The sequence below is a fragment of the Pelagibius sp. genome (genome assembly GCF_965249265.1).
Taxonomy (GTDB): Bacteria; Pseudomonadota; Alphaproteobacteria; order Kiloniellales; family Kiloniellaceae; genus Pelagibius.
Window position 1 is genome coordinate 583,189 of record NZ_OZ252224.1, and the last position, 26,451, is coordinate 609,639.

The window sequence follows — 26,451 nt, forward strand, 5'->3', positions numbered from 1 at the left end:
GCATCTCTCCTTTGCCCGGTCTCGTCGGGTCGCTCTGTGCAAGCGCTTGCAAACATGTGCAACGAAAAGCCGGCTCTGCCACGCGCGGTTCTTTTTGTTTTTTGATGGGAGTCGCGGCCGCTTGCGAGACGCGATCCTTTGCCCCAGCGCTGCGGAGCGCGACAATGCCCGGAGGTTGAGGTGAGGGCGATATAGCAGGCGGGCCGTGAAGCTTCATTGCCCCCCGGCGCCAGCCGGAGGAATGCCTGGCGGGCGGCGTTAAGTGCCTTTGGAGGGTGTGTTCTGCGGTGGCAGGCGGCTCTCGCGTAGCCCAGCTTCACGCACTGCGCTCGGTTTCTTGCCGTACCAGCGGATGGCTGCGCGGCTGTAGGCGCTGGGCGCCGAGAAGCCCAGGCGGTAGCTGATCTCCGAAAGCGGCATGTCGGTTTCGCGTAGCAGCCGGTCGGAGAACTCGCGCCGCGTTTCGTCCAGCAACTGCTGATAGCTGGTGCCGTGCTCGGCGAGGCGGCGCTGCAGGCTGCGCTCGCTGATCGCCAACCGGCGTGCGATCAGGCCGATCGGTACCGGACCGCGATCCATGACGCCAAGGACTTCCTCTTTTATTTTCAAGATGATGCTGGGCTGGTGCTGGCGCTCGCGCATCTTGGCCTCGCACTGCCGCGAGACGAGATCGAAGAGACGTTCGTCGGCGTTGCGGTTCGCCGCGCTCAGTTCGTCCGTTCTGACCACGACCGCATTGATCGGCGCGTTGAAGACGACGGTCTGCGAGATCAGTTTGCGGTATAGCGCCGTTGAAGCCGGTTCCCGCCGCTCCATGTAGGCTTCGAGAACCTGGCGGCCCGGCCCCAGAAAGTGGTTCAGGTGGCGCACGTTGGAGGCCATGGAGAAGTCGACGTATTGCTCGCGCTGGACGATCAGCGGGGAGTAGCTCCACTCCAGTCTGGCATGACGCCGGTCGGCCTCGAAACCGAGATAGGCGAGATCGATCCTGAGCCCCGCGAACTTAACGAAGAATTCCATCGAGTGGCGCAGGGTCGGCGCGTGCATAAGCCCATATTCAAAGGCGCCGACGCCGCCGTGCACATAGGCCTGGGAGTAACGGAGCCCGAAGGCCGGATCGCCGGAGATGGTCGCCAGGACCTCGAAAAGACGGCAGAAGCGGTTCAGGCTGACGGTACTGTCGAGATCGCGGAACTTGCCAGGGTCGATGTCGAGAGCCTGGGCGATCGGCAGGATGTCGACCCCCATGCTCTCCGCGAAGTCCGGCAGTTCCCGGCCAAGCCCACCCGAGATTCGGTATTGATCGGCCAGTACCGGCCTAGGCTGTTCGCTTACCATGGGACTGTAATGATAAAGACTTGGCGCCAGATGTTAAGTATCGAGACTCTGGTGTCCGGCGGTGCCCTGTATGCTGCCGCCTGCAAGCGCTTGCTGGGGACCGTTTTTCAATGACGACCGCTACAGATAAGGTTGACCGAGGGGCCGGTGGCAATGCCGATATCCTGCCCCCGGACGCGCCCGCACCGCTCCACGAACTGCTGGGCCGTTGGCAGGCGATCACGGCGGAACGGCTGCCAACGGATACGGATTTTCCCTTTGACGAACTGGTCGGTACCTATCCCGGCCTTGGGCTGGTCGAGCCCGCGGTCTCGCCTGAGGGACGTCTCGATTACTGCTACCGCCGGGTTGGCCCGTCCCATCAGCAGCATACCGGCTGGGCCTTCGAAGGCCGGCTTTTCTCCGATCTGATCCCGGCCCGCGCCGCTGAACGCGTGATTCAGACCTACATCGAGATCTTTGCCACCGGCGAGCCGCACTACGCCGAGTCCATCAATCTGGTCCATGGTTCCGAACCGCGGACCTATGTGCGCCTCCTGCTGCCGCTCTTCGACGGCGAGGAAAGGGTGGTGCGCCTGCTCGGCTGCTGGATCTGGCGCGGGGAAGGGGCAGGTTAAAACAGGGTGGCACTCTGTGCATCGCCGCTTCAGGCGGCGTAAGAACGAACCATCACTGTTCCGGTAGCTGCGTTCAGGGTTTCCGCTAAGCTGAGCGAGATCCGTGCGGTTGCTCCCCCTCACCCCGACCCTCTCCCACCAGGGGAGAGGGGGAAATCACAAGGAGGCTTTTAAAGACCCTCTCCCACCCAATGCTATAGGTTGGGGGAGAGGGAAAAGCAAAAAAGCCCGTGGGTTGTTACCCTCTCCCCTGGTGGGAGAGGGAGGGGCCCGCGCAGCGGGAGGGTGAGGGGGCTTTGCGCCGCGTCTCCTCTTTTTACAGAAAATGGCAGAGGACTTGCCGTTTGCGAGAGTCACCCTCACCCCGGCCCTCTCCCATCGAGGGAGAGGGGGAACGACAAGGGGTGGTGTTGAATCCCCTCTCTTATCGTGGGAGGGGACCTAGCCGCCGCAGGCGAAAACCTTCTGCCGTTCCAGCGCCGCCCTGCGATGCGGGTAGACGGCGCGATAGTCCGGGTCTTCGTGCAGGGCGAGCAGGGAATCCTTGTCGGGGTAACTGCCCACGACCACCAGGTCCCAGTCTTCTTCCGCACCCATGAAGGCCGCCTCGAAGGGGGCCAGCAGGAGGAAACGGCCGCCGGCCTTTTCGACGGCTGGACCGCTGACGGCGGCGTAGCGGTCGAAGGCTTCCTTTCCGCTGACTTTCGTGGCGGTAGCTTCCGCGTAGGCCGCTTCTGCGCGCAACTTGAAGAAATTGACGATGGTGACCGGCGTCTCTGCCGGGCGCTCCAGCAGGACGCGCCACTGCGCCCGGGTCGGGGCGCCGCCGTCGCTGCCCTCGCCATACCAGGCGACAAGGCGGTCGAGCCGTTCGCCACTGCTTTGGGTTGCTTCGCTGTCACTGTTGCAGGTCATAGCGCTCTCCTGTAATTTGACGCGCGTAAAATATTGGATTTTTTACACGTGTCAAATTCAAAAAGGGCGGCGCAAAGCCGGGCCGAGATTCTGGATGCCGCCTGGGACCTGATTGCGGCGCGGGGCGCCGAGGTATCGCTGTCGGAAATCGCTGCTGCCGTCGGCATGACCCGGCAGTCGATCTACGTCCACTTCGGCTCGCGCGGCGGCCTGCTGGTCGCCCTGGTGCGCCGCTCCGACGAGCGCGAGGACATCTTCGCGAAGTTCGACCGGGCGCTTGCGCTTGCCGATCCGGCGGAGCGGCTCGACCGCTACCTCAAGGCCTGGCTGGTCTTCGTGCCCAAGATCTATCCCGTCGCCAGCGACCTGATCCGGCTGCGCGCCACCGATGAAGATGCGGCGGCGGCCTGGGAAGACCGCATGCAGGATCTCTGGGGCTGCTTCCGCGAACTGGCCGCCAGCCTCGCCAAGGAGGGCGCCCTGGCAAAGGGCTGGACGGTGCCCCGCGCTGCCGACCATCTCTGGGCCGCCTGCTCGGTCCAGGCCTGGGGCCTGCTGGTCAAGGAACGCGGCTGGAGCCCGGCGGCGGCATCGAAGACCATCCGCGCCAATGCGGCGCGGGTGTTGCTGGCTTAGCGGCTGCAGCCCGGTTTCCTAAAACCCGAACATGTGGTCGAAGGAGAAGGCTTTCTCGCCGTTGGTAAGGCCGTGGTAGCCGAAGAGGCGGCAAGTGACGTCGCGGATGATGACGTAGCCCTCCGGCCCGGCGGCCGCTATGTCGGCCTCCGAGAAGTAATCCGATGGACGCCAGAGCAGGGAGCCGCCGCAGGCGATCCGTACCTCGTGCTCGGCGATCAGGCTTCCGTTCGCATCGTGCAACATCAGGTTGGTGCGGCTCTTCTCGTGCCAGGGGGCCGAGGCCGGGTAGATGAGGTGGCAGAGCGGCGCGTAGGGGGCCGGCCCGAAGGAAAGGAAGAGGCGGGTCGAGAGCCCCGGCGGACGCCCGGCGTAGGACTGCGGCTCGCCCTTGTAGGTCATCACCGTGTTGAAGACATGGGCGCCGAAAGAGGTCTCGGCGATATGGCCGGAGGCCTTGTCCTCGTAGCGGAACAGGCCGTGCAGCCAGCCGTCGGCCTCGCCGCCCTCGGCGAAGTCGTAGACCAGCTCCATGTGACCCCAGTCTTCCTCTCCTAGGGCAAGACCTTCGCCGTTCAACAACTCACCCACGTCGACGGAGGTGGCGTGGTCGCGCGGCAGCTTGCCGAGGCGCTTCACGCCGATCTCGCGGCCTTCGGGGTCGTAGGCCAGCAGGGCGACCGGCAGGTTCTGCTGGCAGGTCGACATCGGCGTCGGCAGGGCAATGGAGCGGAAGCGGGCGCGCGGCAGGATCGGCGCCGGCAGCACGAAGCCCTTGCCCAGCAGGTTCGCCAGTTCGGGAATGCGGGGGTCGGGCTTCAGGTCGACCCGCTCGACATTGGCATGGGCGATGCGCCGGCGCGGCGGATTGGTGGCGCCGTTGGCGATCACCTCATAGCGCGGGCGCACGAAGTACTTGCCGGCCTGCACCTCGATCTGCTGCGGCCACTTCGCCTCGGGCAGCAGCGCCGCCGTATCGATGGCGCGGGTGCCGAAGGGCGGGATGTCGTCGTCGAGCCAGGCGATGGCGTCGTTGCCCATCAGGTTCAGGCCGACGCTGCCTGCGGGCACTGTCGCCGGGTGGCTGTTCTGGACCCAGAGCAGTACCTGCTCGCCGTCTTTGGGGGCGGGCAGGCCGCCGTAGAGATCGGCGGGCCAGGAGTTGGCGTCATGGGTGCAGGACAGCACTTCGTCGTCGTCGCCGTAGGTGTCCAGCGCATACTTCACGATGTCATGGCCGGCGATGCCGCAGACATGCAGGAAGAGGCTGCCGGTGAAACTGTCGAGGCCGAAGCGTTCGCGCACCTCTTTGGAATCGATCACCACGCTGGCGTTGGCGCCGGGCAGGGCGTCCTGCCACTCGGCCAGGGGCTCGCCCGCCTCGTTCATCAGGCAGCACCAGGCGCTCGGCGCCTTGGCGCCATAGGCCGACCAGTAGTTGGCTGTGGCGAGACGCGTGTGGTGGCCCTCGCCCTCGCGGAAGAACACCAGATTAGTGGCGAAGTTCAGGCTGTCGAGATAGTTGCGCCGGTTGGTCAGCATGCTGTCCGGCAGCCGGAGCGCATCCAGAGTGACGACCTCCGCCCCGGCGGGCAGCAGGTGGCGGATATGGTCGGCCAGGCGTTCGGCATCGAAGGCGGTGATGAAGACCTTGGTCGCCGGGGCGGCCGCCAGGTCGGTCACCGGCTGGGCCTGCCGGCCGAGGATGTCGCTGCCGATCTCCTCCAGGTCCTGAACGTAGACGGCGGCGATGTCGAGGTCGCCCAGGTCGTAGATCTCCGCAAAGGCCTTGGCGAAACCCAGGGGATCGTAGATCGCCACCGGCGCGGCTTTCAGATCGGCCAGCAGATCCGCCGCCTTGCGCGCCGCCAGAGGGTGGCCGATGGCCTTGAAAAAGGCGTTGCCGCCCTTTGCGTTGCTGAAGGTTTCGATGTTGAGCGCCATGGCGAGAGAGTACTTTCTTGTCGGCCCGCATTAAAGAGGGTGGGTTTGGATGACCGGCGGGGCCTCAGCCCCCGAAGCGCAGCACCCTTTTGGTCCAGGCGGAAAAACTGTGGCGCTTCAGCTCGCGCTTCAGCACCCCGGCATCGGTCAGCCAGTTGAGTTGGATGGAGCGCCGCTGGCCGACGAAGGGCTTGTGGCCGTGATAGGCCTCGGCGCTGCAGCGAAAGGCGACCAGGGTGCCGGCCTGGGGCGGCACCTCGGCGGCATAGTCTTCCAGGTTGTCGGGTCCGTTCAGCATCCGCAGGCGTCCGCCGTCCGATTCCCAGCGGCTGTTCAGGTAGACCAGCGCGGTGACCAGCTTGCTCTCGGAATCGGTGTGGATCTGCCCGTCCTTGGCGCGGGACTGGCCGCGCAGGGTCACCATGGTGGGGCGCCCGGAAAGGTCGATGGCGAACTTCTCGGCAAAGGCCGCCGTCACCTCAGGGCCCTGCAGCATATCCAGCAGGGCGGAAAAGCGCGGTCCGCATTTCAGGCTCTGCGCCGGGAAACTGCCACCCTTGGTAATCTCCGGGAAGTCCCGCTCGACCGCCGGCAGCGCCTCGGCGCGCAGGAAGCCGGGGACGATCAGGAAATCGAAGGGGTCACGCTGCAGCGGCGTTTCGCTGAAGCGCGTCAGATCGAGCGGCGAGGGATCGGTCGGTTCTGCAGCGGGGCTGGGCACCTGAAGCTTCCAAGACGGCGTTTTTCCGGACGGCGGCGGTTGGCCTTAGATATAGGCAGATGCCGCAAAGATCAATTGAGCCCGGTCAAAAGAGTTGGGTCAAATGCGCCGGGTCAAGTGAAGCCGCTTCCGCCGCCGCGGATCGGGAATTCGGTTACGGCCGGGGCGGGCGTCCGTGACGGTCGGTCAGGCGCTGGCGGATCTCGGCGGCGATGCGCCGGGTTTCGTTGAGCGGCGTATAGTCCCAACGCTCCAGGGTGCCGGTAAAGGGCCGGGTGATGCCGGCGGCCTGCAGCGAGCCGTGAAAACGGCTGAACTTGGCCGATCCCCCCTCCAGATCGACGACATGCACCGGTTTGCCGGTGCTCGCCGCCTCCGAGACCATGTTCACGGAGTCGCCGGTCACCACCAGATGGTCGGCGAGGCCGAGGATGCCGAAATAGGGGTTTTCGCCTGCGCCGTCCCAGATTTCGGCCGGCAGCCCGGCGAGGCCGCGACGCAGGATCGCTTCGTTGCCCTTGCCGGTCCGCCGGGAGGGCGTGATCATCAGCCCGCAGCCTTCTTCGCGGGCCAAACGGGAAAGTTGCTCGGTCAGGCGGGTCATGATCGCTGCGGTCATCTTGAAGACCTTGTTGTCGCCGCCGATCAGCACGCCGATGCGCGGTCTCGGCAGCGCGCCGTAGCGCCCGGCAAAGGCGGTTGCGGCCTCCGACAGGCGTTTGGGCGTCACCCGGCCGAGGGCGCCGCGGGTGGAGAGAACGTTGGGGCCGTTCAGCAGGTCGTGTTCCGGGGTCACCACCAGGTCGACGCAGGCCGGATCGATGGCCGGGTTCTGCACCTGGACCGTAAAGCTCTGCCCGCCGGAGATGTTCCGCATGTCGCGGCTCAGCGGCACCGTCTGCCGCCCGCTGGCGATCCAGAGATCGGGCCAGGGCGGGGCCAGGCGGTCGCCTTTGGCCCCCAGCGTGCCCAGCGGGTTGCGGATCAGGCCCGGCGGCATCCAGCGCCAGGGTTTGGTTACCGAGACGCGCTTCACCTGGGGGGTGAGGCCGATGGCCTCGGCGAGGCCGAGACACTGAATTTCCATGCCGGCCTTGCCGTCGGTCACCACCCAGCAGGTCAGGCCCCCGAGGGCGTTTGATGGGGCGTTTGATGGGGCGTTTGACCGGGCGTCTGTCGGCGCGGCGGCAGAGGCATCCGGCGCGGGCGACTCGCGCTGTTCCTGTCCGTTCATGGCGGCGGACTATGAGGGCGCCTTGCGGTGCGTGCAAGCCCTGCGCGTTGGGCTGCGTCAAAGCAGCCGGGCGATCTCTGCGGATCGCGGTTTCGGCCCGGGAAAGTGAGTTTTGCACAGCCGATCGTACTTGCGCAGGACCCGGCGGTCGGTAATATTGTTGCGCAACGCCCCCTTGCGAGGGGCGCGATCTTTTAACGGGGAAGACTGCCTCCAGGGTTGGGGCCGCTATGCTTGGGTGAGGTGTTTATGCGTCGGGTCAAGTTGGACCGAATCGATCTGCAAATTCTGCAGGACCTGCAAGAAGACGGACGCATCACGAATGTGGAACTGGCCCGGCGGGCCGGCATCTCCGCGCCGCCCTGCCTGCGCCGGGTCCGCGCCCTGGAAGAGGCCGGCTTCATCCGCGGCTATCATGCCGATCTGCAGGCCGAGGTTCTGGGCTTCGAAGTCACCTTCTTCGCGCTGATCGGCCTCGACAGCCAGTCCGAAGCGGTCCTGAACGCCTTCGAGAGCCTGGTCGGCGGCTGGCCGGAGGTGCGCGAGTGCCACATGGCCCGCGGCCCCGATGATTTTGTCCTGCGCCTGGTGGCCCGCAACACTGCCCATGAGAACGAGCTGACCCAGCGTCTCACCTCCGCCCCCCATGTGGTGACGGTGAAGACCATCCAGGTTATCCGCACCGCCAAGTCGACCCCCGGCGTGCCCATCGATGTCGATCAGGGCCTGGAGCCGGCGGCGGACTGAACGGCAATCAGTCTGTGGCGGTTCCAGAAGCGCAAATCCTCTACAGCCCGTCGCCGGATGACGATCTGCAATTGGTCGCGATCGATGTCGGCAACTATGCCGCTGTCGTGAAGCTGAAGGTCGCGGAAAGCCAAGAGAGCTTTGTTGCCAATAATGCGGTTTCGATCGTTCAGGGGCACTATCACCCGGGCGCTTGGTTCCGCGCCGCCTATCTGAACGGCGAAGCCATCGGTTTCGTCATGCTGTTCGATCCCCGGGGTGTCGACCCCGTTGGCGATGATCCGGGCGAGACCGGCTGGGAGGACGGCCTTGTCATCTGGCGCTTGATGATCGGCCGCGAGCATCAGGGCCAGGGTCTCGGACGCCGTTTGATGGAAAAAGTGATAGCGCTGGCCAGGACGAACGGTTTCGAGCGCCTCTACCTTACCTTCGTCGACGCCGAAGGCGGACCCGAACCATTTTATCTGCAGTGCGGTTTCGCGCGGACCGGCCGCGTCATCGACGGCGAAGTCGAGGCCGTACTGGAACTCGCATGAGATGCGGGATCAGACGTACTGAACTTTCAGGATTTCGTAGGCCTTGGAGCCGGCGGGGGTCATCACTTCGATGGAGTCGCCGACCTCCTTGCCGATCAGGGCACGGGCCAGCGGCGCGGTGATGGCGAGACGACCGGCTTTCACATCCGCTTCGGTTTCGCCGACGAGCTGATAGGCGGTCTCCGCCTCGGTATCTTCGTCCACCAGGGTGACCGTGGCGCCGAACTTCACGGTGTCGCCGTCCAGGGTGCTGACGTCGATGACCTCGGCCCGGGCGATCTTGTCTTCCAGTTCGCCGACCCGGCCTTCGATGAAGCTCTGGCGTTCGCGCGCCGCATGGTATTCGGCGTTCTCCGACAAGTCCCCATGCTCGCGCGCCTCGGCGATCGCACGAATCACCTCCGGCCGCGCCGTGGTCTTCAAGTAACGCAGTTCTTCTTCAAGGTCCGAATAGCCCTTGGCAGTCATGGGTACTTTGTCGCTCATGGAGCAAGCCTGATGTTTCTTAATAACAGTGAGAACAAGTGTGCCTGATTTGGCGGGGCTGTAAACCCTACAACACTAGGATGAAGACTTAAAATAAGATTGCAGCGGGGCGACTGCAAGGTCGCCGGAACGCATTGCTTCGATGGCCCGAACGGCGGCCCTGGCACCGGCGGAGGTGGTGCTGTAGGGGATCGAATTGGTTAACGCCGTGCGCCGCAGTTCGAAAGAGTCGGCGATGGCCTTGGCATCCTCGGTGGTGTTGAAGACAAGCTGAACGTCGCCGGACTTCATGGCATCGACGATGTGCGGACGCCCCTCCCGCACCTTCTTTACCGTCTCGACGGTAAGACCCTGATCAGCAAGGTATTTTGCCGTGCCGCCGGTGGCGATGATGCGGAAACCCAGATCGGCGATGGCGCGGGCGACCGGCGCGAAGACCGGCTTGTCGTCGTCTTTCACCGAGATGAAAACGGAGCCGCCGGGCGGCAGGGTGACCCCGGCGCCGAGCTGTGCCTTCAGGAAGGCGCGGGCGAAGTCGCTGTCCAGACCCATCACCTCGCCGGTCGAGCGCATCTCCGGGCCCAGCATGACATCCACGCCGGGGAAGCGGGCGAAGGGGAAGACCGCTTCCTTGACCGCGACATGATCGTTTTTGCCTTTTTTGAGATCGAAATCCGCCAGCTTCTCGCCGGCCATCACCCGCGCAGCGATCTTGGCGACCGGCAGGCCGGTGGCCTTGGCGACGAAGGGCACGGTGCGGCTGGCGCGGGGATTCACCTCCAGGATGAAAATATCCTCGTCCTGCACCGCGAACTGCACGTTCATCAGGCCGACCACCCCCAAGGCGCGGGCCAGTTGTTCGGCCTGGCGGCCGATCTCTTCCACCAGCGCCGGGGCCAGGGTGTGCGGCGGCAGCGAGCAGGCGGAATCGCCGGAGTGGATGCCGGCCTCTTCGATGTGCTCCATCACTCCGGCGATGAAGACCGTCTCGCCGTCGGCCACCGCATCGACATCGACCTCGATGGCGTCGCGCAGATAGCTGTCGATCAGCACCGGGTTGCTGCCGGAGACCTTCACCGCGGTGGCGATGTAGCGCTCCAGTTGCGCTTCCTCGTGAACGATCTCCATGGCGCGCCCGCCCAGCACATAGGACGGCCGGATCAGCACCGGATAGCCGATGCGCTCGGCCACGGCGAGGGCCTCCTCGCGGGATGTCGCAGTGCCGTTGGGCGGCTGGCGCAGCCCCAGATCCTGAAGCAGCTTCTGGAAGCGCTTGCGGTCCTCGGCCAGATCGATGGCATCGGGCGAGGTGCCGAGGATCGGAATGCCGGCGGCCTCCAAGGCATGCGACAGCTTCAACGGCGTCTGCCCGCCGAGTTGCACGATGACGCCTTTCAGATTGCCGCGCGACTGCTCCTTGCGGGCGATGCCGATCACATCCTCACCGGTCAGCGGTTCGAAGTAGAGGCGGTCCGAGGTGTCGTAGTCGGTAGAGACGGTTTCGGGATTGCAGTTCACCATGATGGTTTCATAGCCGGCCTCGCTGAGCGCATAGGCGGCATGAACGCAGCAGTAGTCGAACTCGATCCCCTGGCCGATGCGGTTCGGCCCGCCGCCCAGGATCATCACCTTGTCGCGCTCGCTGGGCTCGGCTTCGCAATCGGGCGGGCGGTAGCCCTCCGGCCCCTCGTGGCCCTCCTCGTAGGAGGCGTACATGTAAGGCGTGATGGAAGGAAACTCGCCGGCGCAGGTGTCGATGCGCTTGTAGACGGCATCCAGCGACAGGCCGCGGCGCTGATCGGCGACGGCGGTCTCGGCCATGCCGGTCAACTCGGCGAGACGCGCATCGGCAAAACCGAGCTTCTTCAAAGCCAGCCAGCCGGCGCGGTCCTGCGGCAGGCCGTCCCGGCGCAGAGCGTCCTCGGCCTCGACGATCTCCTTCACCTGGCGCAGGAACCAGGGGTCGTAGTGGGTGGTCTCCAGGATCTCCACCAGGGTCAGACCGTGGCGGAAGGCCTGGGCGATGGTCAGCAGCCGGTCCGGACGCGGCGCCGCGAGCGCCGTGCGGATGGCATCGCGGTCGACCCGGCCCTGGCTGTCCTGCGCGCCCGCGATCTCCACCTCGTTGAGACCGGTCAAACCGGTTTCCATGGAGCGCAGCGCCTTTTGCAGTGATTCGGCAAAGTTGCGGCCGATGGCCATGGCCTCGCCCACCGACTTCATGGAGGTGGTGAGATGCGGTTCGGCGCCGGGAAACTTCTCGAAGGTGAAGCGCGGCATCTTGGTGACGACATAGTCGATGGTCGGCTCGAAGGAGGCCGGGGTCACCTTGGTGATGTCGTTGTCCAGTTCGTCCAGCGTGTAGCCGACCGCCAGTTTGGCGGCGATCTTGGCGATGGGAAAGCCGGTCGCCTTGGACGCCAAAGCTGAAGAGCGCGAGACCCGGGGGTTCATCTCGATGATGACCAGCGCGCCGTCTTCCGGGTTGACGGCAAACTGCACGTTGGAGCCGCCGGTATCGACGCCGATTTCCCGCAGCACCGCGATCGAGGCGTCGCGCAGGATCTGGTATTCCTTGTCGGTCAGTGTCAGGGCCGGGGCGACGGTCACCGAATCGCCGGTGTGGATGCCCATGGGGTCGACGTTCTCAATGGAACAGATGATGATGCAGTTGTCGACGCAGTCGCGGACAACCTCCATCTCGTATTCCTTCCAGCCCAGCACCGACTGTTCGATCAGCACTTCGTCGGTGGGCGAGGCGCGCAGGCCGCCGCGCACGATCTCCTCGAACTCGTCGGGGTTATAGGCGATGCCGCCGCCGGTGCCGCCCAGGGTGAAGGAGGGGCGGATGATCGCCGGCAGGCCGACCTGTTCCAGCGCCTCCAGCGCTTCTTCGAAGGTAGTGGCGAGTTTCGAGCGCGGCGACTGCAGGCCGATCTTGTCCATCGCCTCGCGGAAGCGCAGGCGGTCTTCGGCCTTGTCGATAACGTCGCCCTTGGCGCCGATCATCTCGACGCCGAACTTCTCCAGGGTGCCGTCACGCTCCAGCGCCAGGCCGGTGTTGAGTGCAGTCTGCCCGCCCATGGTCGGCAGCAGGGCATCGGGGCGCTCGCGTTCGATCACCTTGGCGACCATCGCCGGGTTGATCGGCTCCACATAGGTGGCGTCGGCCAGGTCCGGGTCGGTCATGATGGTCGCCGGGTTGGAGTTCACCAGGATCACCCGGTAGCCCTCCTCCTTCAGCGCCTTGCAGGCCTGGGCCCCGGAATAGTCGAACTCGCAGGCCTGGCCGATAACGATCGGCCCGGCCCCGATGATGAGGATCGATTTGATATCAGTGCGCTTGGGCATTCTGCAGCTTGGCGGCTTTCTCTGCGTCGATCAGGTCGACGAAACGCTGGAAGAGGTAGTGGCTGTCTTTCGGGCCGGGCGAGGCCTCGGGATGATACTGCACGGAGAAGATCGGGCGGCCGACAACGCGCAGTCCCTCGTTGGAGCGGTCGAAGAGCGAGACATGACTCTCCTCGACGCCCGCCGGCAGGCTGTCGGCCAGCACCCGGAATCCGTGGTTCTGGCTGGTGATCTCGACCCGGCCGGTCTCCAGGTCCTTCACCGGATGGTTGGCGCCGCGGTGGCCCAGATGCATCTTCTCGGTCCTGGCGCCCAGCGCCAGGGAGAGGATCTGGTGGCCGAGGCAGATGCCGAAGATCGGCAGGCCGGTTCCCATCAGCGCCTGAACCGTCGGCACGGCATAGACGCCAGTCGCCGCCGGATCGCCCGGGCCGTTGGACAGGAAGATGCCGTCGGGATTATGGCCCATGATTTCTTCGAAGCTGGCCGAGGCCGGTACCACGGTGACGTCGCAGCCCAGGGTCGCGAGACAGCGCAGGATGTTGCGCTTGGCGCCGTAGTCGATGGCGACCACCCGGTGCCGGGGCTGCTCCAGGGTGCCGTAACCCTGACCCAGGGCCCAGGTCGTCTCCGACCAGCGATAGGTCTGGCGGCAGGAGACTTCGGCGGCGAGGTCCATGCCCTCCAGGCCCGGCCAGCCGGCGGCCTCGGCCTGCACGGCTGCAACATCGGCGAGGGTCTCGCCCGGCGCGGCATGGACGATGCAGCCCTTGGGCGCGCCCAGATCGCGGATGCGCCGGGTGATGGCGCGGGTGTCGACGCCGCTGAGGCCGATCAGGTTATGGGACTTCAGCCAGGCATCCAGATGCTGGGCGGCGCGCCAGTTCGAGGGTTCGGTCACCGCGGCGCGCAGCACCAGACCGCGCACCGCCGGGGTGGTGGTCTCAATGTCCTCGGCATTGGCGCCGACGTTGCCGATGTGGGGAAAGGTGAAGGTGATGATCTGCCCGGCGTAGGAGGGATCGGTGGCGATCTCCTGATAGCCGGTCATCGAGGTGTTGAAGCAGACCTCGCCCACCGAACGGCCGGTCGCGCCGAGCCCCTTGCCGTGGAAACGCGTGCCGTCCGCCAAAACCAGCGCGGCTTCGCCGAAAGCGGGTTGGGGCGCAGCAAAGGGCGGCCCGTCCTGTTCGGACGGGTTGGAACTGGATTGAACAGCCTTCATGAAGCGGATCCTCGAACGCAGGCGGCCTGATGTTTAAGGGATCGCCGCGGCTTGGTCAAGCCTTAGCAAAAGTCCAAAATTCATATTTTTCAATGAGTTATGGCTCAACTCCGGTTTTGCCAAATTCGATCAATTGAGCTAACCTCCCGCGCCTTGCGAGGTAGAGGGAAGACCATCCATGTTGCGCACCCGTTTGAGTGACGCCCTGAAAGACTCGATGAAGGCCAAGGAGGAGTGTGCAACCTCCACCCTGCGCCTCATTCTGGCGGCGCTGAAAGACCGCGACATCGCCGAGCGCAGCAAGGGCAACGGCGACGGGGTCGGTGACGAAGCGATCCTGGAAATGCTTCAGAAGATGGTGCGCCAGCGCCATGATTCCATTGAGATGTACACCAAGGGCGGCCGCGAGGAACTGGCCAAGCGCGAGGCCGAGGAAATCGAGGTCATCGAGCGCTTCCTGCCCAAGCAGATGGATGAAATGGACATGCGCGCCGCCATCGAGGGCGTGATCACCGAGCTTGAGGCCGGCAGCGTGAAGGACATGGGCCGGGTCATGGGCACCCTGAAGGAACGCTTCCCCGGCCGCATGGACTTCGGCAAGGCCAGCGGCATCGTGAAGGAAGCGCTGGTCTGAGTTTGCCGCCTTCCGGTTTGCAACTGCGCCCGGCCCGCGAAGAAGACCGCGCCGCCTGCGCCGAGATCTACCGCGACGCCCGGCAGGCCGCCTTTCACTGGGAAACCCGCCGTTACGATCTGGAAGAGTTCGCCGGCTCGACCTATGGCGAGACGCTGTGGGTCGCCGAAGGCGCAAACGGCGAGATCCTTGCCTTCGCTTCGGTCTGGCGGGCGCCGGACTACTGGTTTCTGCACAACCTCTTCGTCGCGACCGAATCCCAGAAACAGGGCATCGGCCGGGCGCTTCTGGTCCATGTGCTGGCCGAGATCGGCCGCCCGGTGGAATTGAAGACCGATGTGCCCAACCGCGTTGCCAGGCGCCTCTACGAGGGCTTCGGCTTTGCGGTGGTCGAGGAGAGCCAGAGCCTGCCGGTGCCCTGGTTCAGAATGCGCCTGGAATGACGCGCGCGTCCTTGATTTGGGGGCAAAGCTGACACCAAGGGGAAAGGTCCACAGGCTTTCCACAGGCTTTGCACCCATTCAGTCCCAATTCTTTGAAAGAGCGGCTGTTTTCTCCTTTGTGAGCCGCGGCCCGATCTCTGATAGTCTTGCGGACTCGGCCGATGGGGTCCTGGCGGCCAAAGCGGGACTCCGGACGGCTTTTTGAACTGATTAGCGGCACCCATGGCTTTCCCGCCCGAATTTCTCGACGAACTGCGCAACCGCGTGACCCTTTCGGAGGTGGTGGGCCGCAAGGTGAAGCTGGTGAAGCGCGGGCGCGAGCACAGCGGCCTCTGCCCCTTTCACAACGAGAAGACACCCTCCTTCACCGTCAGCGACGAAAAGGGCTTCTATCACTGCTTTGGCTGCGGCGCCCACGGCAGCGCCTTTGATTTCCTCATAAATTCAGAGGGTTTGAGCTTTCCCGAGGCGGTGGAACGCCTCGCCGGGCAGGCCGGGATGACCGTGCCCCAGGACAGCCCGCAGGATCGGGCCCGGGCGGAAAAACGCGCGAGCCTGATCGACGTGCTGGAGGCCGCGACCGCCTGGTTTGAGGAGCAACTGGCCAGCCAGGCGGGGCGGGAGGCGCGCGACTACCTGGAACGGCGCGGTCTGGCGCCCCAGACCGTGGCGGCTTTCCGCCTGGGTTTTGCCCCGCGCGAACGCGGCGCCCTCGCCAAGGCCCTGCGGGCCCGGGGGATCACCGTGGATCAGCTTCTGGAAGCCGGGCTGGTCAAACGGATCGAGGGCGAAGCGCCCGGCGGCGACGATCAACTGCGCGATTACTTCTTTCACCGGGTGATCTTCCCGATCACCGACCGGCGCGGCCGGGTCATCGCCTTCGGCGGGCGGGCGCTGGGGGATTCCAAGGCCAAGTACCTGAATTCCCCGGAAACCGCGCTGTTTCACAAGGGACGGGAGCTTTACAACCTCGATCGTGCCCGCAAGGCGGCCCACGACAGCGGCGAACTGCTGGTCACCGAGGGTTACATGGATGTGATTGCCCTGGCCGAGGGCGGCTTTCCGGCGGCGGTGGCGCCGCTGGGCACCGCGGTTACCGAGGACCAGATCGCCGCGCTCTGGCGCCTGGTGCCGGAGCCGACGCTCTGTTTCGACGGCGATGCGGCGGGGCAGCGGGCGGCCTTTCGCGCCGCCGAGCGGGCCATGCCCCTGCTGAAACCCGGCAAGAGCCTGCGCTTTGCGATGCTGCCGGCCGGTGAAGACCCGGACAGCCTGCTGCGCAGCAGCGGCGCCGCCGCCGTCCGTGCGGTTCTGGAATCGGCCCGCCCCCTGGCCGATATGGTCTGGCGCAAGGCGGCAGAAGGCAACGCGGCGGATACCCCGGAGCGCCGGGCGGCGATCCGTAGCGCCGTGCGCGAGCAGGTGAGCGCCATAAAAGACCCAGAGTTGCGGGATGACTACCGCCAGGAGATGGACCGGCGCTTTGCCGAGGCTTACGGTTTCAGCGGCCAGCAGCGCGGTGGCGGCGGATATGCTGCCCGCGGCGGCTGGCGTTCCGGGCGGAACGGGCCGGGCAGAGGCCAGACAGGCGGCTGGCGCCCGGGGAATTGGGGTGGGGGAAATTGGGGCCCCCCGATCGCCCCGGCCAAGCAGCGGGGACCGGCGGATCTGCTGAAACCGCAGCGCACCGAGCAACTGCTCCTTGCCACGCTGATCAATCACAACAAATTATTAACCGAGTTCGTTGAGGATCTGGTTGGGATCGACTTTCTCAGCGATGGGCTGAACGCCTTACGACAGGCGCTCATAGACTGCTTTGCCGGTGATCCGGAGCTTGACAGCGAAGGTGTGAAATGCCACCTCTCCAGTCAGGGGTATTCCGGGATTTTGGCTTCTTTGCTGGCCCCGGAGGTATACGTTCACGGCAGGTTTGCCCGTCCCGACGCTTCTACGGAGGTGGCGCGGCAATCTGTGTTGCACATTTTGGGGGTGCTGCGTGAGCGTCAGGCGGCTCCCCAGCTTGCGGAGGAAACCCTGGCGCTGGCGACGGACATGACGGCGGATCAGTTGAAACGGGTCCAGGCTCGGCAGAAGCTGCGGTCCCAGGAAGAGGGTCGAAAAGTGGACTTGGACCACTTCGAGACCATGCTTCAAAGGGCGGCGGACAAAACGGACAGTTAAAAACGACGGCGCGGTGGGACGGGCTTGAAAGAAGCCGACCCTGCCGAAGCGCCTTGTGCAAAAAGTTTTGAGGTAATGGGCTGAATGGCGACTAAGGCGAACGAGAACGCTGAAACGGCGGAATCGCGCGAGGAATCTTCCGACGGCCCGCTGATGGACTCGATGTCCGCAGCGGTCAAGAAGATGATCGCAAAGGCAAAGGAACGCGGCTACGTCACTTATGACGAACTGAATGCCGTACTGCCGCCGGACCAGATGTCTTCCGAGCAGATCGAAGACACCATGTCCCTGCTTTCCGAGATGGGCATCACCGTCATCGAGAGCGAAGAGCAGGAAGAAGCGGCGCCGGAAGCCGATGCCAAGGAAGGCAGCGCCTCCGCCTCGGGCAATCTGAACGACGACGATATCGGCCGCACCGACGACCCGGTGCGCATGTACCTGCGCGAAATGGGCTCGGTCGAGCTGCTGTCGCGCGAGGGCGAAATCGCTATCGCCAAGCGCATCGAGGCCGGCCGTGAGAAGATGATCGGCGGCATCTGCGAGAGCCCGCTGACCATCCGCGCCCTGCTGGTCTGGCGTGAGGCCCTGATTGAGGGCCGCATTCTGCTGCGCGACATTATCGATCTGGACGCCACCTATGGCGGCGGCCCGACCGAGGATGCCATGAACCAGGCGGTGGCCGAGGTCGCCGAGATGACCGAGGAAGAAGAAGACGAGGCCAAGAACAAGGCCGAAAAAGAAAAGAAAGAGGCCGAAGCCGAGAAGGGCGAGGGTGCGGCAAAGGCCGGCACCAACGGCGCCGCACCGGCGAAAGAGGCTGATGGCGAGACGAGCGGTGAGGCCAACGGCGAAGCCAAGACCGAAGGCGAAGACGACGACGACGACGAGGAAGACAACTCGATCTCCCTGGCGGCCATGGAGGCGGTGCTGCTGCCCCAGGTGCTCGACGTCTTCGACGACATCTCCAAGACCTGGAAGAAGATCGCCAAGGTTCAGGAACGCCGTCTGACCGCCTTCCAGAAGGGCGAGAAGACGACGCCGCAGACCGAAAAGCGCTACGAGAAGCTGACCCACGAATTGGTCGAGCTGATGGAGGGCGTGCACTTCAACAACGCGCGCCTGGAACAGCTCGTCGATCAGCTCTACGGCCTGAACCGCCGCCTGCTCGGTTTCGAGGGCAAAATGCTGCGCATGGCCGAGCGTTGCGGCGTGAAGCGCCAGGATTTCCTCGACCACTACTTCGGCCGTGAGCTCGACCCGCGCTGGGTCAGCCGCGTGAAGCGCCTGACCGGCAAGGGCTGGTCCAAGTTCGCCGAGCGATATGGCGACGAGGTGAAGTCGATCCGCAAAGAGGTCGCGGCCATCGCCGACGACAGCGAACTGCCGATCGCCGAGTTCCGCCGCATCGTGAAGACCGTGCAGACCGGTGAGAAGGAGGCCAGCAAGGCCAAGACCGAGATGGTCGAGGCCAACCTGCGTCTGGTGATCTCCATCGCCAAGAAATACACCAACCGCGGCCTGCAGTTCCTCGACCTCATTCAGGAAGGCAACATCGGCCTGATGAAGGCGGTCGACAAGTTCGAATACCGCCGCGGCTACAAGTTCTCGACCTACGCCACCTGGTGGATCCGCCAGGCGATCACCCGTTCGATCGCCGACCAGGCGCGCACCATCCGTATCCCGGTGCACATGATCGAGACCATCAACAAGCTGGTCCGCACCAGCCGCCAGATGCTGCACGAGATCGGCCGCGAGCCGACCCCGGAAGAGCTGGCCGAGCGGCTGGTCATGCCGCTGGAGAAGGTCCGCAAGGTTCTGAAAATCGCCAAGGAGCCGATCTCTCTGGAAACGCCCATCGGCGACGAGGAAGACAGCCATCTGGGTGACTTCATCGAAGACAAGAACGCGGTCATCCCCCTGGATGCGGCGATCCAGTCCAACCTGCGGGAGACCACGACCCGGGTGTTGGCCAGCCTGACACCGCGCGAGGAGCGGGTGCTGCGCATGCGCTTCGGCATCGGCATGAACACCGACCACACTCTTGAAGAGGTGGGCCAGCAGTTCTCGGTCACCCGCGAACGTATCCGCCAGATCGAAGCCAAGGCGCTGAGGAAGCTGAAGCACCCCAGCCGCAGCCGCAAGCTGCGCTCCTTCCTGGACACTTAGATTCCAGCACAGCCAATGTGAAAATGGGCCGTCCTTGGGGCGGCCCTTTTTCGTTGCGCCACCGCGGCGGTTTGTCTACCGCTTCCGGGTATGCCGCCTTAGCCTGAGCGCATGCATGGACGACCCTTCGAAGTCCTGCGAGAGAGAGCATGAACCCAGAAAACCTGAACCTTCCGATCCTGACCGAGCGCCTTAAACTTCGACACTTCGTTCCCAGCGACTTCTCAGACTACAGCGCCTACCACTCTCTTCCGGCGGTCTACCGTTATCTCTACGAAGCACCGCCGGAGGGCCGCGCAATGGAAGAGAAGTTCTCGAAGGTTCTAAGCGCGGCCTTCGAAGATGACGGCGACATCTTCCGCTTGGCAGTTGTGCGCAAAGACGATGACTTGCTTGTCGGCGAGGTTCTTCTGAAGCTTGCGAGCAAGGCCGCGCTGCAGGGAGAAGTCGGGTACATCTTCAATCCGGATTTTGCCGGCAAGGGTTATGCGACCGAGGCGGTCTCCGCGATGATCGATATCGGCTTTTCCATTTTCGCCTTCCACCGAATCTTTGCGCGGCTCGATGCGGCGAACAAGGGTTCAGTCGGCGTCGTCGAGCGCCTGGGCCTGCGCCGCGAAGCGCACCTCATCCAAAACGACCGCTTTGATGGCGTCTGGGGAGATGAATACATCTACGCCGTCCTGGCGAGCGAATGGGCGGCGCGGGTTGATCAGACCGCCTGACAACCGGGCTACCGATGAAGCACATCCGCGTAGCCTTTTTCGTTGCTTCGCCGCAGGGGCACGTTAGCCTTCTTACCTATGGAATTCGTTTTTCTCGGCACCGGTTGTCCGGCGGTCTCGACGGAGCGCTACGGCCCCGCGCAGCTTGTCCTGAGTGAAGGGACGGCGGTGCTGGTCGACTGCGGTTCCGGCGTGACGCAGCGCCTTGTCGCCGCCGGCACCATGGGGCGCGATCTCGACGCGCTGCTGCTGACCCACCTGCATTCCGATCATCTGGTCGATCTCTACCAGCTCATCGTCTCCTCCTGGCACCAGGGGCGCGACCGGCCGCTGCCGATCTACGGGCCGCCGGGTACGAAGCGCTACGTCGAGGGGTTGATGGCGCTTTGGGAACCGGAGCTGAGCCAGCGCATTGCCCATGAAAAGCGTCCTTCGACGGCGGCCCTGGAAACTGCGGTGACGGAGATCGCCGCCGAAGAGGTTCTGAGCATCGGCGCAGTCCGGGTGATAGTGGTGCCGGTCGATCATCAGCCGGTCCGCCATGCTTTCGGTTTCGTCTTCGAAGGCGGCGGCAAGAAACTGGCCATCTCCGGCGATACGCGGCGTTGTCCGGCGCTGATCGAAGCCGCTAAGGGGGCCGATCTGCTGGTGCATGAGGTCTTCGTGCACCGGGAGATGCCGGTGGTCGAAGGGCTGCGCTCCGCCGAGACCGTCGCCAACGTCGCCGGCTATCACACGCTTTCCAGCGAGGTCGGCAAGATCGCGGCGGAAGCCGAAGTGGCCTGTCTCGCGCTCACCCACTTCGTACCGCCGGCCTGCGACCGCCAGAGCTTGCTCGATGAAGTGGCGGCTGACTTTTCGGGGCCGCTGGTGCTGGGCGAGGACCTCATGCGCATCGACATCAGCCGGGGCAGCGTCAGCCACGCCGGCGCGGTCCTCGGTCTGGGCGCAGCTATAAAGCGAAGCCATTGATTTGTCACGCCGGACTCACGACTTTAAGATGAGCAACACACTATCGGATCACCCGACATGAGCGCGCAGGTAAAACCCTGGGATCAGCTGGACGGCGACGTCCTGGCCAAGGCGATGGTTATCCAGAACTGGCTTATCGGCGAAGCGCGGTTTCTGGAGGACCCGGACGACGCGGTGCAGGGCTTTGTCCAGCATCTGCTCGATGCCGGGGTTCCGCTCGACCGTTTCACCAGCGCCATACCGACGCTTCACGCCGTGCGCAGCGGCCTGGGCCGCCATTGGGTGCGCGGCAAGGGTATCGAGGTTCTGGAGTTCCCCTGGGACAGCGACGAGGTTTACGAGGTCAGCCCCTATGCCGAGGCCCATCGTACCCGCGACTGGGTTGTTTTCCGTCTTGCCGAAATCGACGACTCCGCCTTCGGCATCGTTCCCGATCTACGGGCTGAGGGTTACAGTCACTATGTCTGCATGCCGGTTTTCTTCCGCGACGGCACCGAGGGCGGCCTCACCTTCGCCACGCGCCATCCAGATGGCTTCAGCGCCGGGGACCTCGCCATTCTGCGCGCTATCGAAAACGCGGTGGCACTGATTCTCGATGTCAACCGGGTCTGGATCCTCCTGCACGAGACTCTGCGCATGTATGTCGGTGAGGAGCCTCAGGCCCGGATTCTCTCGGGCCAGGTGCGGCGTGGCGATGTCGTGCCCATGCGCGCGGCCATTGTCTTTGCCGACATGCGCGGTTTTACCGGCCTGTCTTCGGCCCTGGATGTCGATGAAACCGTGGTGCTGTTGAACCGCTACTTCGACTGTGTGGTGCCGCCCATCGAAGAGGCTGGTGGAGAGGTTTTGAAGTACATCGGCGACGGCGTGCTGGCGATCTTCGGCGCCGGTGACGACGCGGCGGCGGCCTGTGCCAAGGCCCTGGCGGCGGCGCAGGACATCGCCCGCCGGGTCACGGAGGACCAGGCTGATCTTCCGCCGGGGCAGCGTTTCGATATCAAGCTGGCGCTCCATTTCGGCGATGTCGCTTACGGCAATATCGGCTCCGGTGCGCGGCTGGACTATACGGTGGTGGGGCGCGGCGTCAACCTGGCCAGCCGCCTGGCCGATCTCTCCGGCCGGCTCGACCAACGCCTGCTGGTGTCGTCGGACTTCGCAAAGTTGTTGCCGGAGCAGCCTTTCGAGAACTGCGGCCGCCACAGCCTGCGCGGTATTGCCGAACCCCAGGATGTTTTCCGATCCGCCTAGAGTTCGTGTTCACGAACTCCAGGCTTTGTGAAGTCTTTCGGCACCGGCCCGCTCCCCCTCCCGGCCACCCAATGAGATTATCCTAGTGGGTGACCGGGAGGGGGAGCGGGCTGGAACCGCCTCGACGCAAGTCGAGATGATTCAAAGCGTTTCCGCCAGCACCTCGACGCGAACCTGGGCAAGGCCGCTGCTGATGAAGCCGAGCTTCCCGGCCGCCGCGCGGGACAGGTCGATGACGCGTCCTTTGATGAAAGGACCGCGGTCGTTGACCGTGACGATCACCGAACGCTTGCTGTCCAGATGTGTCACCCGCAAGCGCGTGCCGAACGGCAGATCAGGATGGGCGGCGGTCAGGGCGTTCATATCGAAACGGCTGCCGCTGGCGGTCAGGCGGCCGTGAAAGCGTCTGCCGTACCAGGAGGCGGTGCCGGTAAAGCTGGCGCGCACCTGCTCGCGTTCCGGCGTTCCGGCGCCTTCAGGGTCGGCCGCCTCTGGAAGAGCGGAGGGGGGCAGGGCGGCGAGCGAACCGCCGTCAGCCGGTTGGGGAGGGGAGGCCGGTGTTACCGTGTCCGTCGCGGCCCGGCCGCCGCTGTTCATCGGGGCGGCCTCGCCGTTGCCCTTCGGCGGCGCGGTCGCACAGCCGGCGAGCAGGCCCAGCGTCGCCAGGCAGGCGAAAGCCAGGCGCAGGGCCTGCCCTGAGGCGAAGTGGCGCGCAGTGTTCATCCTGGGATGCGAAGAAGCGTTCCGACAGCCGTTCGGCTGTGCCCCGGCGTCCTACTCCCAGAAGGGCTTGCCGAGGTCGATGGTGTCTTCGTCGGTCACCGCGCCGGTCAGGCCGCCCGCGGCTGCGCCGATCACCGCGCCCTGAACGATGGTCAGCCCGGTTACCGCGCCGACAACAGCGCCGGCACCGGCACCGATTCCGGCGCCGCTCAAGGTCCGGTCGCCAGTGGAAGAGCCGCAGGCCGAAAGGGCAATTGCGGCGGTCATCATCACAACAGATAAACGAATCATTTGGGTTCCTCTTTCTGAAACGCCTTTTGCGAAGTCCAGATTGCCCCTCATTGGCCCCTGGATGATCATATAGGCGGTGCGAACTTGGGCTTGCTATGTCAAAACTGTGCTCTTACAACGTTGGCGGGGATGATTTATTCCAGTTCCGGGTAGTATTCTCTATCTAATGAGAGAACTACTGGTCGTGTCGGTTTCCTGATCCGTGGATCTTGAAGGTGTTGGCGCCGCGGGAAGCCGGATCGGAAGTGCTTGAGTAATAATAAGAAGAGCTGATTTGGCAGCTCAGGCTGGTAGGGAGATTTAAGGCCCTTGCGACCACTTCGAACGAACCGCCTTGCGGCATCTTTCCTCCGCGGCATTGCCATTCCTTCACTGTCACCGCGCGGCAGCACCCCAGGATGATTCAGCGTTTCCTCGCTTTTGGCGCTCTGGCGCTGCTGAGCGCCTGTGCGCTGCCCCAGGCACAGACGGTTGCCGAGCCTGCGCCCCGCGCCGCCGATGATCAGGGCTATGTGAGTCTGGCTGCCGGGCCCGAGGTGGCCGGAGGCACGCAGCTGGCGACCCTGCCCGCCGGCGAGGCCCCAGACATCCGCCCCCCCGACGCCCGGGGCCGCGGCCTGCAGAGCAGCTTTGCGGCGCTGCCACGCCTGCCTCTGCCGACCCGCCCGCGCCCGGCCATTATCTCCGCCGGACGGCATCTGGAATGCGTGCCTTACACCCGCAAGCTTTCCGCCCTGCAGATCCGCGGCAATGCCTGGACCTGGTGGGGCAAGGCCAAGGACCGGTATCGCCGCGGCGCCATCCCGCAGGCCGGCGCGGTGATGGTGCTGAGCAAGACCCGCCGCCTGCGCTACGGGCATCTGGCCTATGTGGCCGAGGTGATGAACGAGCGGGAGGTTCTGGTGCATCAGGCCAACTGGCTGAACCGGGGCCGCATTCACCGCTATACCCCGGTGCGCGACGTCTCGGAGAACAATGACTGGTCGGTGGTGCAGGTCTGGTACACACCCGGCCAGCGCTACGGCAGCGGCCGTTACCCGATCCAGGGCTTCATCTATCCCAACGAGCACAACCTGGATATCCGGCAAGCCTCGAATTAGGGGGCCTCTCAATGGGGCGTTTTCGCTTTTTGCGGCAAATGGCTTGATCTATGGACGCCCGGCGGCACAATGGCGCCGGGCCCGTAGTTCAGCGGTTAGAACCCACCGCTCATAACGGTGTTGTCGCAGGTTCGAATCCTGCCGGGCCCACCAATCCCATAACGTTGCTGTGTTGACGGTGCGTGCCTTCAGGCCGGCGTGCCAGGGCATCTAACTCAATACCAGTGGACGTCACCGGGCTCACGTTCAGATGGCCTTGTAGGCGTGGTCGGTTTTTCCCCTGTGGCTGTCAATTGAGACGCTCGGCCACTGCCTTCCGGCCCCGCTGCCATTTACTAATCCAGTTTGTTTGGGCGTATCTTGAGACAGGTGTTTATCGGATGAAGCAAGACCAGCCCGGCCCCTGCGCAGGCAGCATAAGAAGCTCTTTACCGTCTCTCAAAGCTGTGTCGGGTTCGGCGCGTCACCGTAGACGTCCTTCGGATCAAAGGATTTCCGTGACTCCGTGAACACGAGCCGAGCAGGTCCACCAGGAAGGTCGCCGAGCTCTATTGACCGATAGAAGCAGGATCGGTAGCCGACATGACAACTGGCACCCGAACCAGCGACTCGCACGCGCAGCCAGACGGCGTCCTGGTCGTCGTCGATACGCATCTCGACAACCTCTTGGACGAGGCCGCTGGTTGAGCCCTTGCGCCAGAGGCGCTGACGGCTCCGGCTCCAGTAATGCGCTTCACCGGTCGCGATCGTTTTCTGTAGAGCTTCGCCATCCATGTAGCCGAGCATCAGCACTTCGCCCGTGTTGACGTCGGTCGTGATGCAGGGGATCAGTCCGTCGCCATCGAACTTGGGTGCCAGGGAGAGGCCTTCTTCGACCTGTTCGACCGTCGTACGGGCGGCGAAGGCGGCGGTCGTCGGACCAGACTTGTCAGGAGCCATTGGAGCCACTCCTCGGGCTTCCGATCATCGCGAGAAACTCCCGGCGGGTCTCTGGGTCGTTGCGAAAGGAGCCAAGCAACCGGCTGGTCACCATGCTGACACCCGGCTTGCGGATACCGCGCGTAGTCATGCATTGGTGCGCCGCCTCAATGACGACGCCGACACCGTGCGGACTTAGCACCTCCTGGATGGTGTCCGCGATCTGAGAGGTTAGCGCCTCTTGGATCTGCAGCCGCTTGGCGAACACTTCGACCAGGCGCGCCAGCTTGGAAATCCCGACGACGCGGCCGGTCGGCAGATAACCGATATGCACCTTGCCCAGGATCGGAACGATGTGATGCTCGCAGTGCGATTCGAGGCGGATGTCACGCAAGACGACCATCTCGTCGTAGGCGGCAGTCTCTTCGAACATCGTCTCGAGCAGTGCGACCGGGTCTTTGTTGTATCCGGCGAAGAATTCCTCATAGGCCCGCACCACGCGCTCGGGCGTCCCTAAGAGGCCTTCGCGGTCGGGGTCGTCGCCTGCCCATTCGATCAGCGTCCGCACCGCCGCTTCTGCCTCTGCTTGGCTGGGTCGTTGGCCCTGGCCCACGGTAGTGCGTACTGATCCTGTAGGCCGGCTACCGACCACTGCTGTTTCCATGTCGAATCATCTCCTGCGGCCACGCCAGGCGGTTGGAGGCGAATGGCTATTGCAACGAAAGTTGAGAACGTTATAACATTACATTTCTGTAAGGCAAGAAAAGATAAGGCCATGGCGTTACTGACAGTCCAGCCCCAGCCCTGCACCGATTCCAACTGCCGGGGGCAGCACGCGCCTGCTGAACGGGTAGCGTTGGCAGAGTCTCTCTGTGGCGCCCGCGGCGCGCGGCTAACCCCGCTCAGGCGGCTGATCCTGGAGCTGCTTTGGGAGAGCGGCCGCCCGACGGGCGCGTATGACCTGATCGAAGCGCTGAAGCTGAGAGACTCTCGCCCGGTCGGGCCGCCTACCGTCTACCGGGCGCTTGAGTTCCTGATGGACCAAGGGCTCGTCTCAAAGATCGAAAGCCGCAACGCTTACGTCCCCTGCGCGCATCCCGAACGTCAGCAGGATTGTCTGTTCTTCATCTGCAGCAACTGCGGGGCATCGGCCGAGTTGGAAGACCAGCGGCTTGAGCGCCTTATCTGTGAGGATGCGGCCCTTATCGGATTCCGCGCGAAACGGCGCGTGATCGAAGTCGAGGGCACCTGCACGCGTTGTATCGCGGCCGGCGCTGCCTGAACAGGAAGAGGAAGCGTA

Annotated in this window: 25 protein-coding genes and 1 tRNA gene; 14 read left to right on the forward strand and 12 right to left on the reverse strand. The window is 64.5% G+C overall.

Going from position 1 to position 26,451, the window contains the following annotated elements:
• Positions 1-258: 258 nt before the first annotated feature.
• Positions 259-1,338 carry an AraC family transcriptional regulator ligand-binding domain-containing protein gene (locus tag ACP146_RS02935; RefSeq protein WP_422365272.1) on the reverse strand — a complete coding sequence of 360 codons (1,080 nt, stop codon included), beginning with the start codon at positions 1,336-1,338 and terminating at the stop codon, positions 259-261.
• Positions 1,339-1,448: 110 nt separating this feature from the next.
• On the opposite strand from ACP146_RS02935, the gene ACP146_RS02940 reads away from it, so the two are divergent.
• Positions 1,449-1,955, forward strand: a complete 507-nt coding sequence (locus tag ACP146_RS02940) for a hypothetical protein (protein WP_422365273.1) — start codon at positions 1,449-1,451, stop codon at positions 1,953-1,955.
• Positions 1,956-2,396: 441 nt separating this feature from the next.
• Here the strand turns inward: ACP146_RS02940 and ACP146_RS02945 are convergent, their stop codons facing one another.
• Entirely contained in the window at positions 2,397-2,870 is a 474-nt protein-coding gene (locus ACP146_RS02945) for a DUF1330 domain-containing protein (protein ID WP_422365274.1), read from the reverse strand.
• A 48-nt stretch (positions 2,871-2,918) separates the two neighbouring features.
• Here ACP146_RS02945 and ACP146_RS02950 point away from each other — a divergent pair, with 48 nt between their 5' ends.
• Positions 2,919-3,506: a TetR/AcrR family transcriptional regulator gene (locus ACP146_RS02950; protein ID WP_422365275.1), complete on the forward strand. Its 588-nt coding sequence runs from the start codon at positions 2,919-2,921 to the stop codon at positions 3,504-3,506.
• An 18-nt stretch (positions 3,507-3,524) separates the two neighbouring features.
• On the opposite strand, the gene ACP146_RS02955 is transcribed toward ACP146_RS02950, so the two are convergent.
• The 3 genes from ACP146_RS02955 to ACP146_RS02965 form a co-directional block, all read right to left on the reverse strand.
• On the reverse strand, positions 3,525-5,450 hold the full coding sequence (locus ACP146_RS02955) for a hypothetical protein (protein WP_422365276.1): 1,926 nt from the start codon (positions 5,448-5,450) through the stop codon (positions 3,525-3,527).
• A gap of 64 nt (positions 5,451-5,514) precedes the next feature.
• The gene (locus tag ACP146_RS02960; RefSeq protein WP_422365277.1) at positions 5,515-6,171 is read right to left on the reverse strand and encodes a 2OG-Fe(II) oxygenase; all 657 of its coding nucleotides are present in this window, start codon (positions 6,169-6,171) and stop codon (positions 5,515-5,517) included.
• A 154-nt stretch (positions 6,172-6,325) separates the two neighbouring features.
• The gene (locus ACP146_RS02965; RefSeq protein ID WP_422365278.1) at positions 6,326-7,405 is read right to left on the reverse strand and encodes a mitochondrial fission ELM1 family protein; all 1,080 of its coding nucleotides are present in this window, start codon (positions 7,403-7,405) and stop codon (positions 6,326-6,328) included.
• A gap of 249 nt (positions 7,406-7,654) precedes the next feature.
• Here ACP146_RS02965 and ACP146_RS02970 point away from each other — a divergent pair, with 249 nt between their 5' ends.
• On the forward strand, positions 7,655-8,152 hold the full coding sequence (locus ACP146_RS02970; protein ID WP_422365279.1) for an Lrp/AsnC family transcriptional regulator: 498 nt from the start codon (positions 7,655-7,657) through the stop codon (positions 8,150-8,152).
• A 14-nt stretch (positions 8,153-8,166) separates the two neighbouring features.
• Entirely contained in the window at positions 8,167-8,688 is a 522-nt protein-coding gene (locus ACP146_RS02975; RefSeq protein WP_422365280.1) for a GNAT family N-acetyltransferase, read from the forward strand.
• Positions 8,689-8,697: 9 nt separating this feature from the next.
• On the opposite strand, the gene greA is transcribed toward ACP146_RS02975, so the two are convergent.
• The 3 genes from greA to carA form a co-directional block, all read right to left on the reverse strand.
• On the reverse strand, positions 8,698-9,174 hold the full coding sequence (greA, locus tag ACP146_RS02980) for a transcription elongation factor GreA (RefSeq protein WP_422365281.1): 477 nt from the start codon (positions 9,172-9,174) through the stop codon (positions 8,698-8,700).
• Between the two features lie 75 nt (positions 9,175-9,249).
• Positions 9,250-12,525: a carbamoyl-phosphate synthase large subunit gene (carB, locus tag ACP146_RS02985; protein ID WP_422365282.1), complete on the reverse strand. Its 3,276-nt coding sequence runs from the start codon at positions 12,523-12,525 to the stop codon at positions 9,250-9,252.
• A complete protein-coding gene (gene carA / locus ACP146_RS02990) occupies positions 12,509-13,750 on the reverse strand; it encodes a glutamine-hydrolyzing carbamoyl-phosphate synthase small subunit (protein ID WP_422365283.1) in 1,242 nt (413 codons plus the stop codon). The genes carB and carA overlap by 17 nt, the downstream gene beginning before the upstream one ends.
• 178 nt (positions 13,751-13,928) lie before the next feature.
• On the opposite strand from carA, the gene ACP146_RS02995 reads away from it, so the two are divergent.
• The 7 genes from ACP146_RS02995 (at position 13,929) to ACP146_RS03025 (ending at position 22,119) form a co-directional block, all read left to right on the forward strand.
• Entirely contained in the window at positions 13,929-14,384 is a 456-nt protein-coding gene (locus tag ACP146_RS02995; protein ID WP_422365284.1) for a GatB/YqeY domain-containing protein, read from the forward strand.
• A gap of 2 nt (positions 14,385-14,386) precedes the next feature.
• Complete coding sequence (locus tag ACP146_RS03000; protein ID WP_422365285.1) at positions 14,387-14,827, forward strand: GNAT family N-acetyltransferase; 441 nt, start codon at positions 14,387-14,389, stop codon at positions 14,825-14,827.
• A 222-nt stretch (positions 14,828-15,049) separates the two neighbouring features.
• On the forward strand, positions 15,050-17,008 hold the full coding sequence (gene dnaG / locus ACP146_RS03005; RefSeq protein WP_422365286.1) for a DNA primase: 1,959 nt from the start codon (positions 15,050-15,052) through the stop codon (positions 17,006-17,008).
• A gap of 84 nt (positions 17,009-17,092) precedes the next feature.
• The gene (gene rpoD, locus ACP146_RS03010; protein ID WP_422365287.1) at positions 17,093-19,174 is read left to right on the forward strand and encodes an RNA polymerase sigma factor RpoD; all 2,082 of its coding nucleotides are present in this window, start codon (positions 17,093-17,095) and stop codon (positions 19,172-19,174) included.
• 149 nt (positions 19,175-19,323) lie between these two features.
• Positions 19,324-19,899, forward strand: a complete 576-nt coding sequence (locus ACP146_RS03015) for a GNAT family N-acetyltransferase (protein WP_422365288.1) — start codon at positions 19,324-19,326, stop codon at positions 19,897-19,899.
• 78 nt (positions 19,900-19,977) lie between these two features.
• Complete coding sequence (locus ACP146_RS03020) at positions 19,978-20,871, forward strand: MBL fold metallo-hydrolase (protein WP_422365289.1); 894 nt, start codon at positions 19,978-19,980, stop codon at positions 20,869-20,871.
• Between the two features lie 57 nt (positions 20,872-20,928).
• Complete coding sequence (locus ACP146_RS03025) at positions 20,929-22,119, forward strand: adenylate/guanylate cyclase domain-containing protein (protein WP_422365290.1); 1,191 nt, start codon at positions 20,929-20,931, stop codon at positions 22,117-22,119.
• Between the two features lie 141 nt (positions 22,120-22,260).
• Here the strand turns inward: ACP146_RS03025 and ACP146_RS03030 are convergent, their stop codons facing one another.
• On the reverse strand, positions 22,261-22,842 hold the full coding sequence (locus tag ACP146_RS03030) for a septal ring lytic transglycosylase RlpA family protein (RefSeq protein WP_422365291.1): 582 nt from the start codon (positions 22,840-22,842) through the stop codon (positions 22,261-22,263).
• 51 nt (positions 22,843-22,893) lie between these two features.
• Positions 22,894-23,133, reverse strand: a complete 240-nt coding sequence (locus ACP146_RS03035) for a YMGG-like glycine zipper-containing protein (RefSeq protein WP_422365292.1) — start codon at positions 23,131-23,133, stop codon at positions 22,894-22,896.
• A 398-nt stretch (positions 23,134-23,531) separates the two neighbouring features.
• Here ACP146_RS03035 and ACP146_RS03040 point away from each other — a divergent pair, with 398 nt between their 5' ends.
• Both ACP146_RS03040 and ACP146_RS03045 read left to right on the forward strand, forming a co-directional pair.
• A complete protein-coding gene (locus ACP146_RS03040; protein WP_422365293.1) occupies positions 23,532-24,233 on the forward strand; it encodes a CHAP domain-containing protein in 702 nt (233 codons plus the stop codon).
• Positions 24,234-24,310: 77 nt separating this feature from the next.
• Positions 24,311-24,386, forward strand: a tRNA-Ile gene (locus ACP146_RS03045).
• A gap of 285 nt (positions 24,387-24,671) precedes the next feature.
• Here the strand turns inward: ACP146_RS03045 and hisI are convergent.
• Together hisI and folE are read right to left on the reverse strand one after the other, a co-directional pair.
• Entirely contained in the window at positions 24,672-25,172 is a 501-nt protein-coding gene (gene hisI, locus ACP146_RS03050; RefSeq protein ID WP_422365294.1) for a phosphoribosyl-AMP cyclohydrolase, read from the reverse strand.
• Positions 25,162-25,815 carry a GTP cyclohydrolase I FolE gene (gene folE / locus ACP146_RS03055; protein ID WP_422365295.1) on the reverse strand — a complete coding sequence of 218 codons (654 nt, stop codon included), beginning with the start codon at positions 25,813-25,815 and terminating at the stop codon, positions 25,162-25,164. Before folE ends, hisI begins: the two co-directional genes overlap by 11 nt.
• Positions 25,816-25,926: 111 nt before the next feature.
• On the opposite strand from folE, the gene ACP146_RS03060 reads away from it, so the two are divergent.
• On the forward strand, positions 25,927-26,433 hold the full coding sequence (locus tag ACP146_RS03060) for a Fur family transcriptional regulator (protein WP_422365296.1): 507 nt from the start codon (positions 25,927-25,929) through the stop codon (positions 26,431-26,433).
• Positions 26,434-26,451: the final 18 nt, after the last annotated feature.

Excerpts from the sequence above, each read along its gene's own strand:
- ACP146_RS02995 (WP_422365284.1), top strand. The coding sequence starts at position 13,929 with ATGTTGCGCACCCGTTTGAGTGACGCCCTGAAAGACTCGATGAAGGCC.
- ACP146_RS02945 (WP_422365274.1), bottom strand. The coding sequence starts at position 2,870 with ATGACCTGCAACAGTGACAGCGAAGCAACCCAAAGCAGTGGCGAACGG.
- ACP146_RS02970 (WP_422365279.1), top strand. The coding sequence starts at position 7,655 with ATGCGTCGGGTCAAGTTGGACCGAATCGATCTGCAAATTCTGCAGGAC.
- ACP146_RS03040 (WP_422365293.1), top strand. The coding sequence starts at position 23,532 with ATGATTCAGCGTTTCCTCGCTTTTGGCGCTCTGGCGCTGCTGAGCGCC.
- ACP146_RS03015 (WP_422365288.1), top strand. The coding sequence starts at position 19,324 with ATGAACCCAGAAAACCTGAACCTTCCGATCCTGACCGAGCGCCTTAAA.
- ACP146_RS02955 (WP_422365276.1), bottom strand. The coding sequence starts at position 5,450 with ATGGCGCTCAACATCGAAACCTTCAGCAACGCAAAGGGCGGCAACGCC.
- carA (WP_422365283.1), bottom strand. The coding sequence starts at position 13,750 with ATGAAGGCTGTTCAATCCAGTTCCAACCCGTCCGAACAGGACGGGCCG.
- ACP146_RS03025 (WP_422365290.1), top strand. The coding sequence starts at position 20,929 with ATGAGCGCGCAGGTAAAACCCTGGGATCAGCTGGACGGCGACGTCCTG.
- ACP146_RS03030 (WP_422365291.1), bottom strand. The coding sequence starts at position 22,842 with ATGAACACTGCGCGCCACTTCGCCTCAGGGCAGGCCCTGCGCCTGGCT.
- greA (WP_422365281.1), bottom strand. The coding sequence starts at position 9,174 with ATGAGCGACAAAGTACCCATGACTGCCAAGGGCTATTCGGACCTTGAA.
- dnaG (WP_422365286.1), top strand. The coding sequence starts at position 15,050 with ATGGCTTTCCCGCCCGAATTTCTCGACGAACTGCGCAACCGCGTGACC.
- ACP146_RS03060 (WP_422365296.1), top strand. The coding sequence starts at position 25,927 with ATGGCGTTACTGACAGTCCAGCCCCAGCCCTGCACCGATTCCAACTGC.
- ACP146_RS02935 (WP_422365272.1), bottom strand. The coding sequence starts at position 1,338 with ATGGTAAGCGAACAGCCTAGGCCGGTACTGGCCGATCAATACCGAATC.
- carB (WP_422365282.1), bottom strand. The coding sequence starts at position 12,525 with ATGCCCAAGCGCACTGATATCAAATCGATCCTCATCATCGGGGCCGGG.
- hisI (WP_422365294.1), bottom strand. The coding sequence starts at position 25,172 with ATGGCTCCTGACAAGTCTGGTCCGACGACCGCCGCCTTCGCCGCCCGT.
- ACP146_RS02965 (WP_422365278.1), bottom strand. The coding sequence starts at position 7,405 with ATGAACGGACAGGAACAGCGCGAGTCGCCCGCGCCGGATGCCTCTGCC.
- ACP146_RS02940 (WP_422365273.1), top strand. The coding sequence starts at position 1,449 with ATGACGACCGCTACAGATAAGGTTGACCGAGGGGCCGGTGGCAATGCC.
- rpoD (WP_422365287.1), top strand. The coding sequence starts at position 17,093 with ATGGCGACTAAGGCGAACGAGAACGCTGAAACGGCGGAATCGCGCGAG.
- folE (WP_422365295.1), bottom strand. The coding sequence starts at position 25,815 with ATGGAAACAGCAGTGGTCGGTAGCCGGCCTACAGGATCAGTACGCACT.
- ACP146_RS03020 (WP_422365289.1), top strand. The coding sequence starts at position 19,978 with ATGGAATTCGTTTTTCTCGGCACCGGTTGTCCGGCGGTCTCGACGGAG.
- ACP146_RS03035 (WP_422365292.1), bottom strand. The coding sequence starts at position 23,133 with ATGATTCGTTTATCTGTTGTGATGATGACCGCCGCAATTGCCCTTTCG.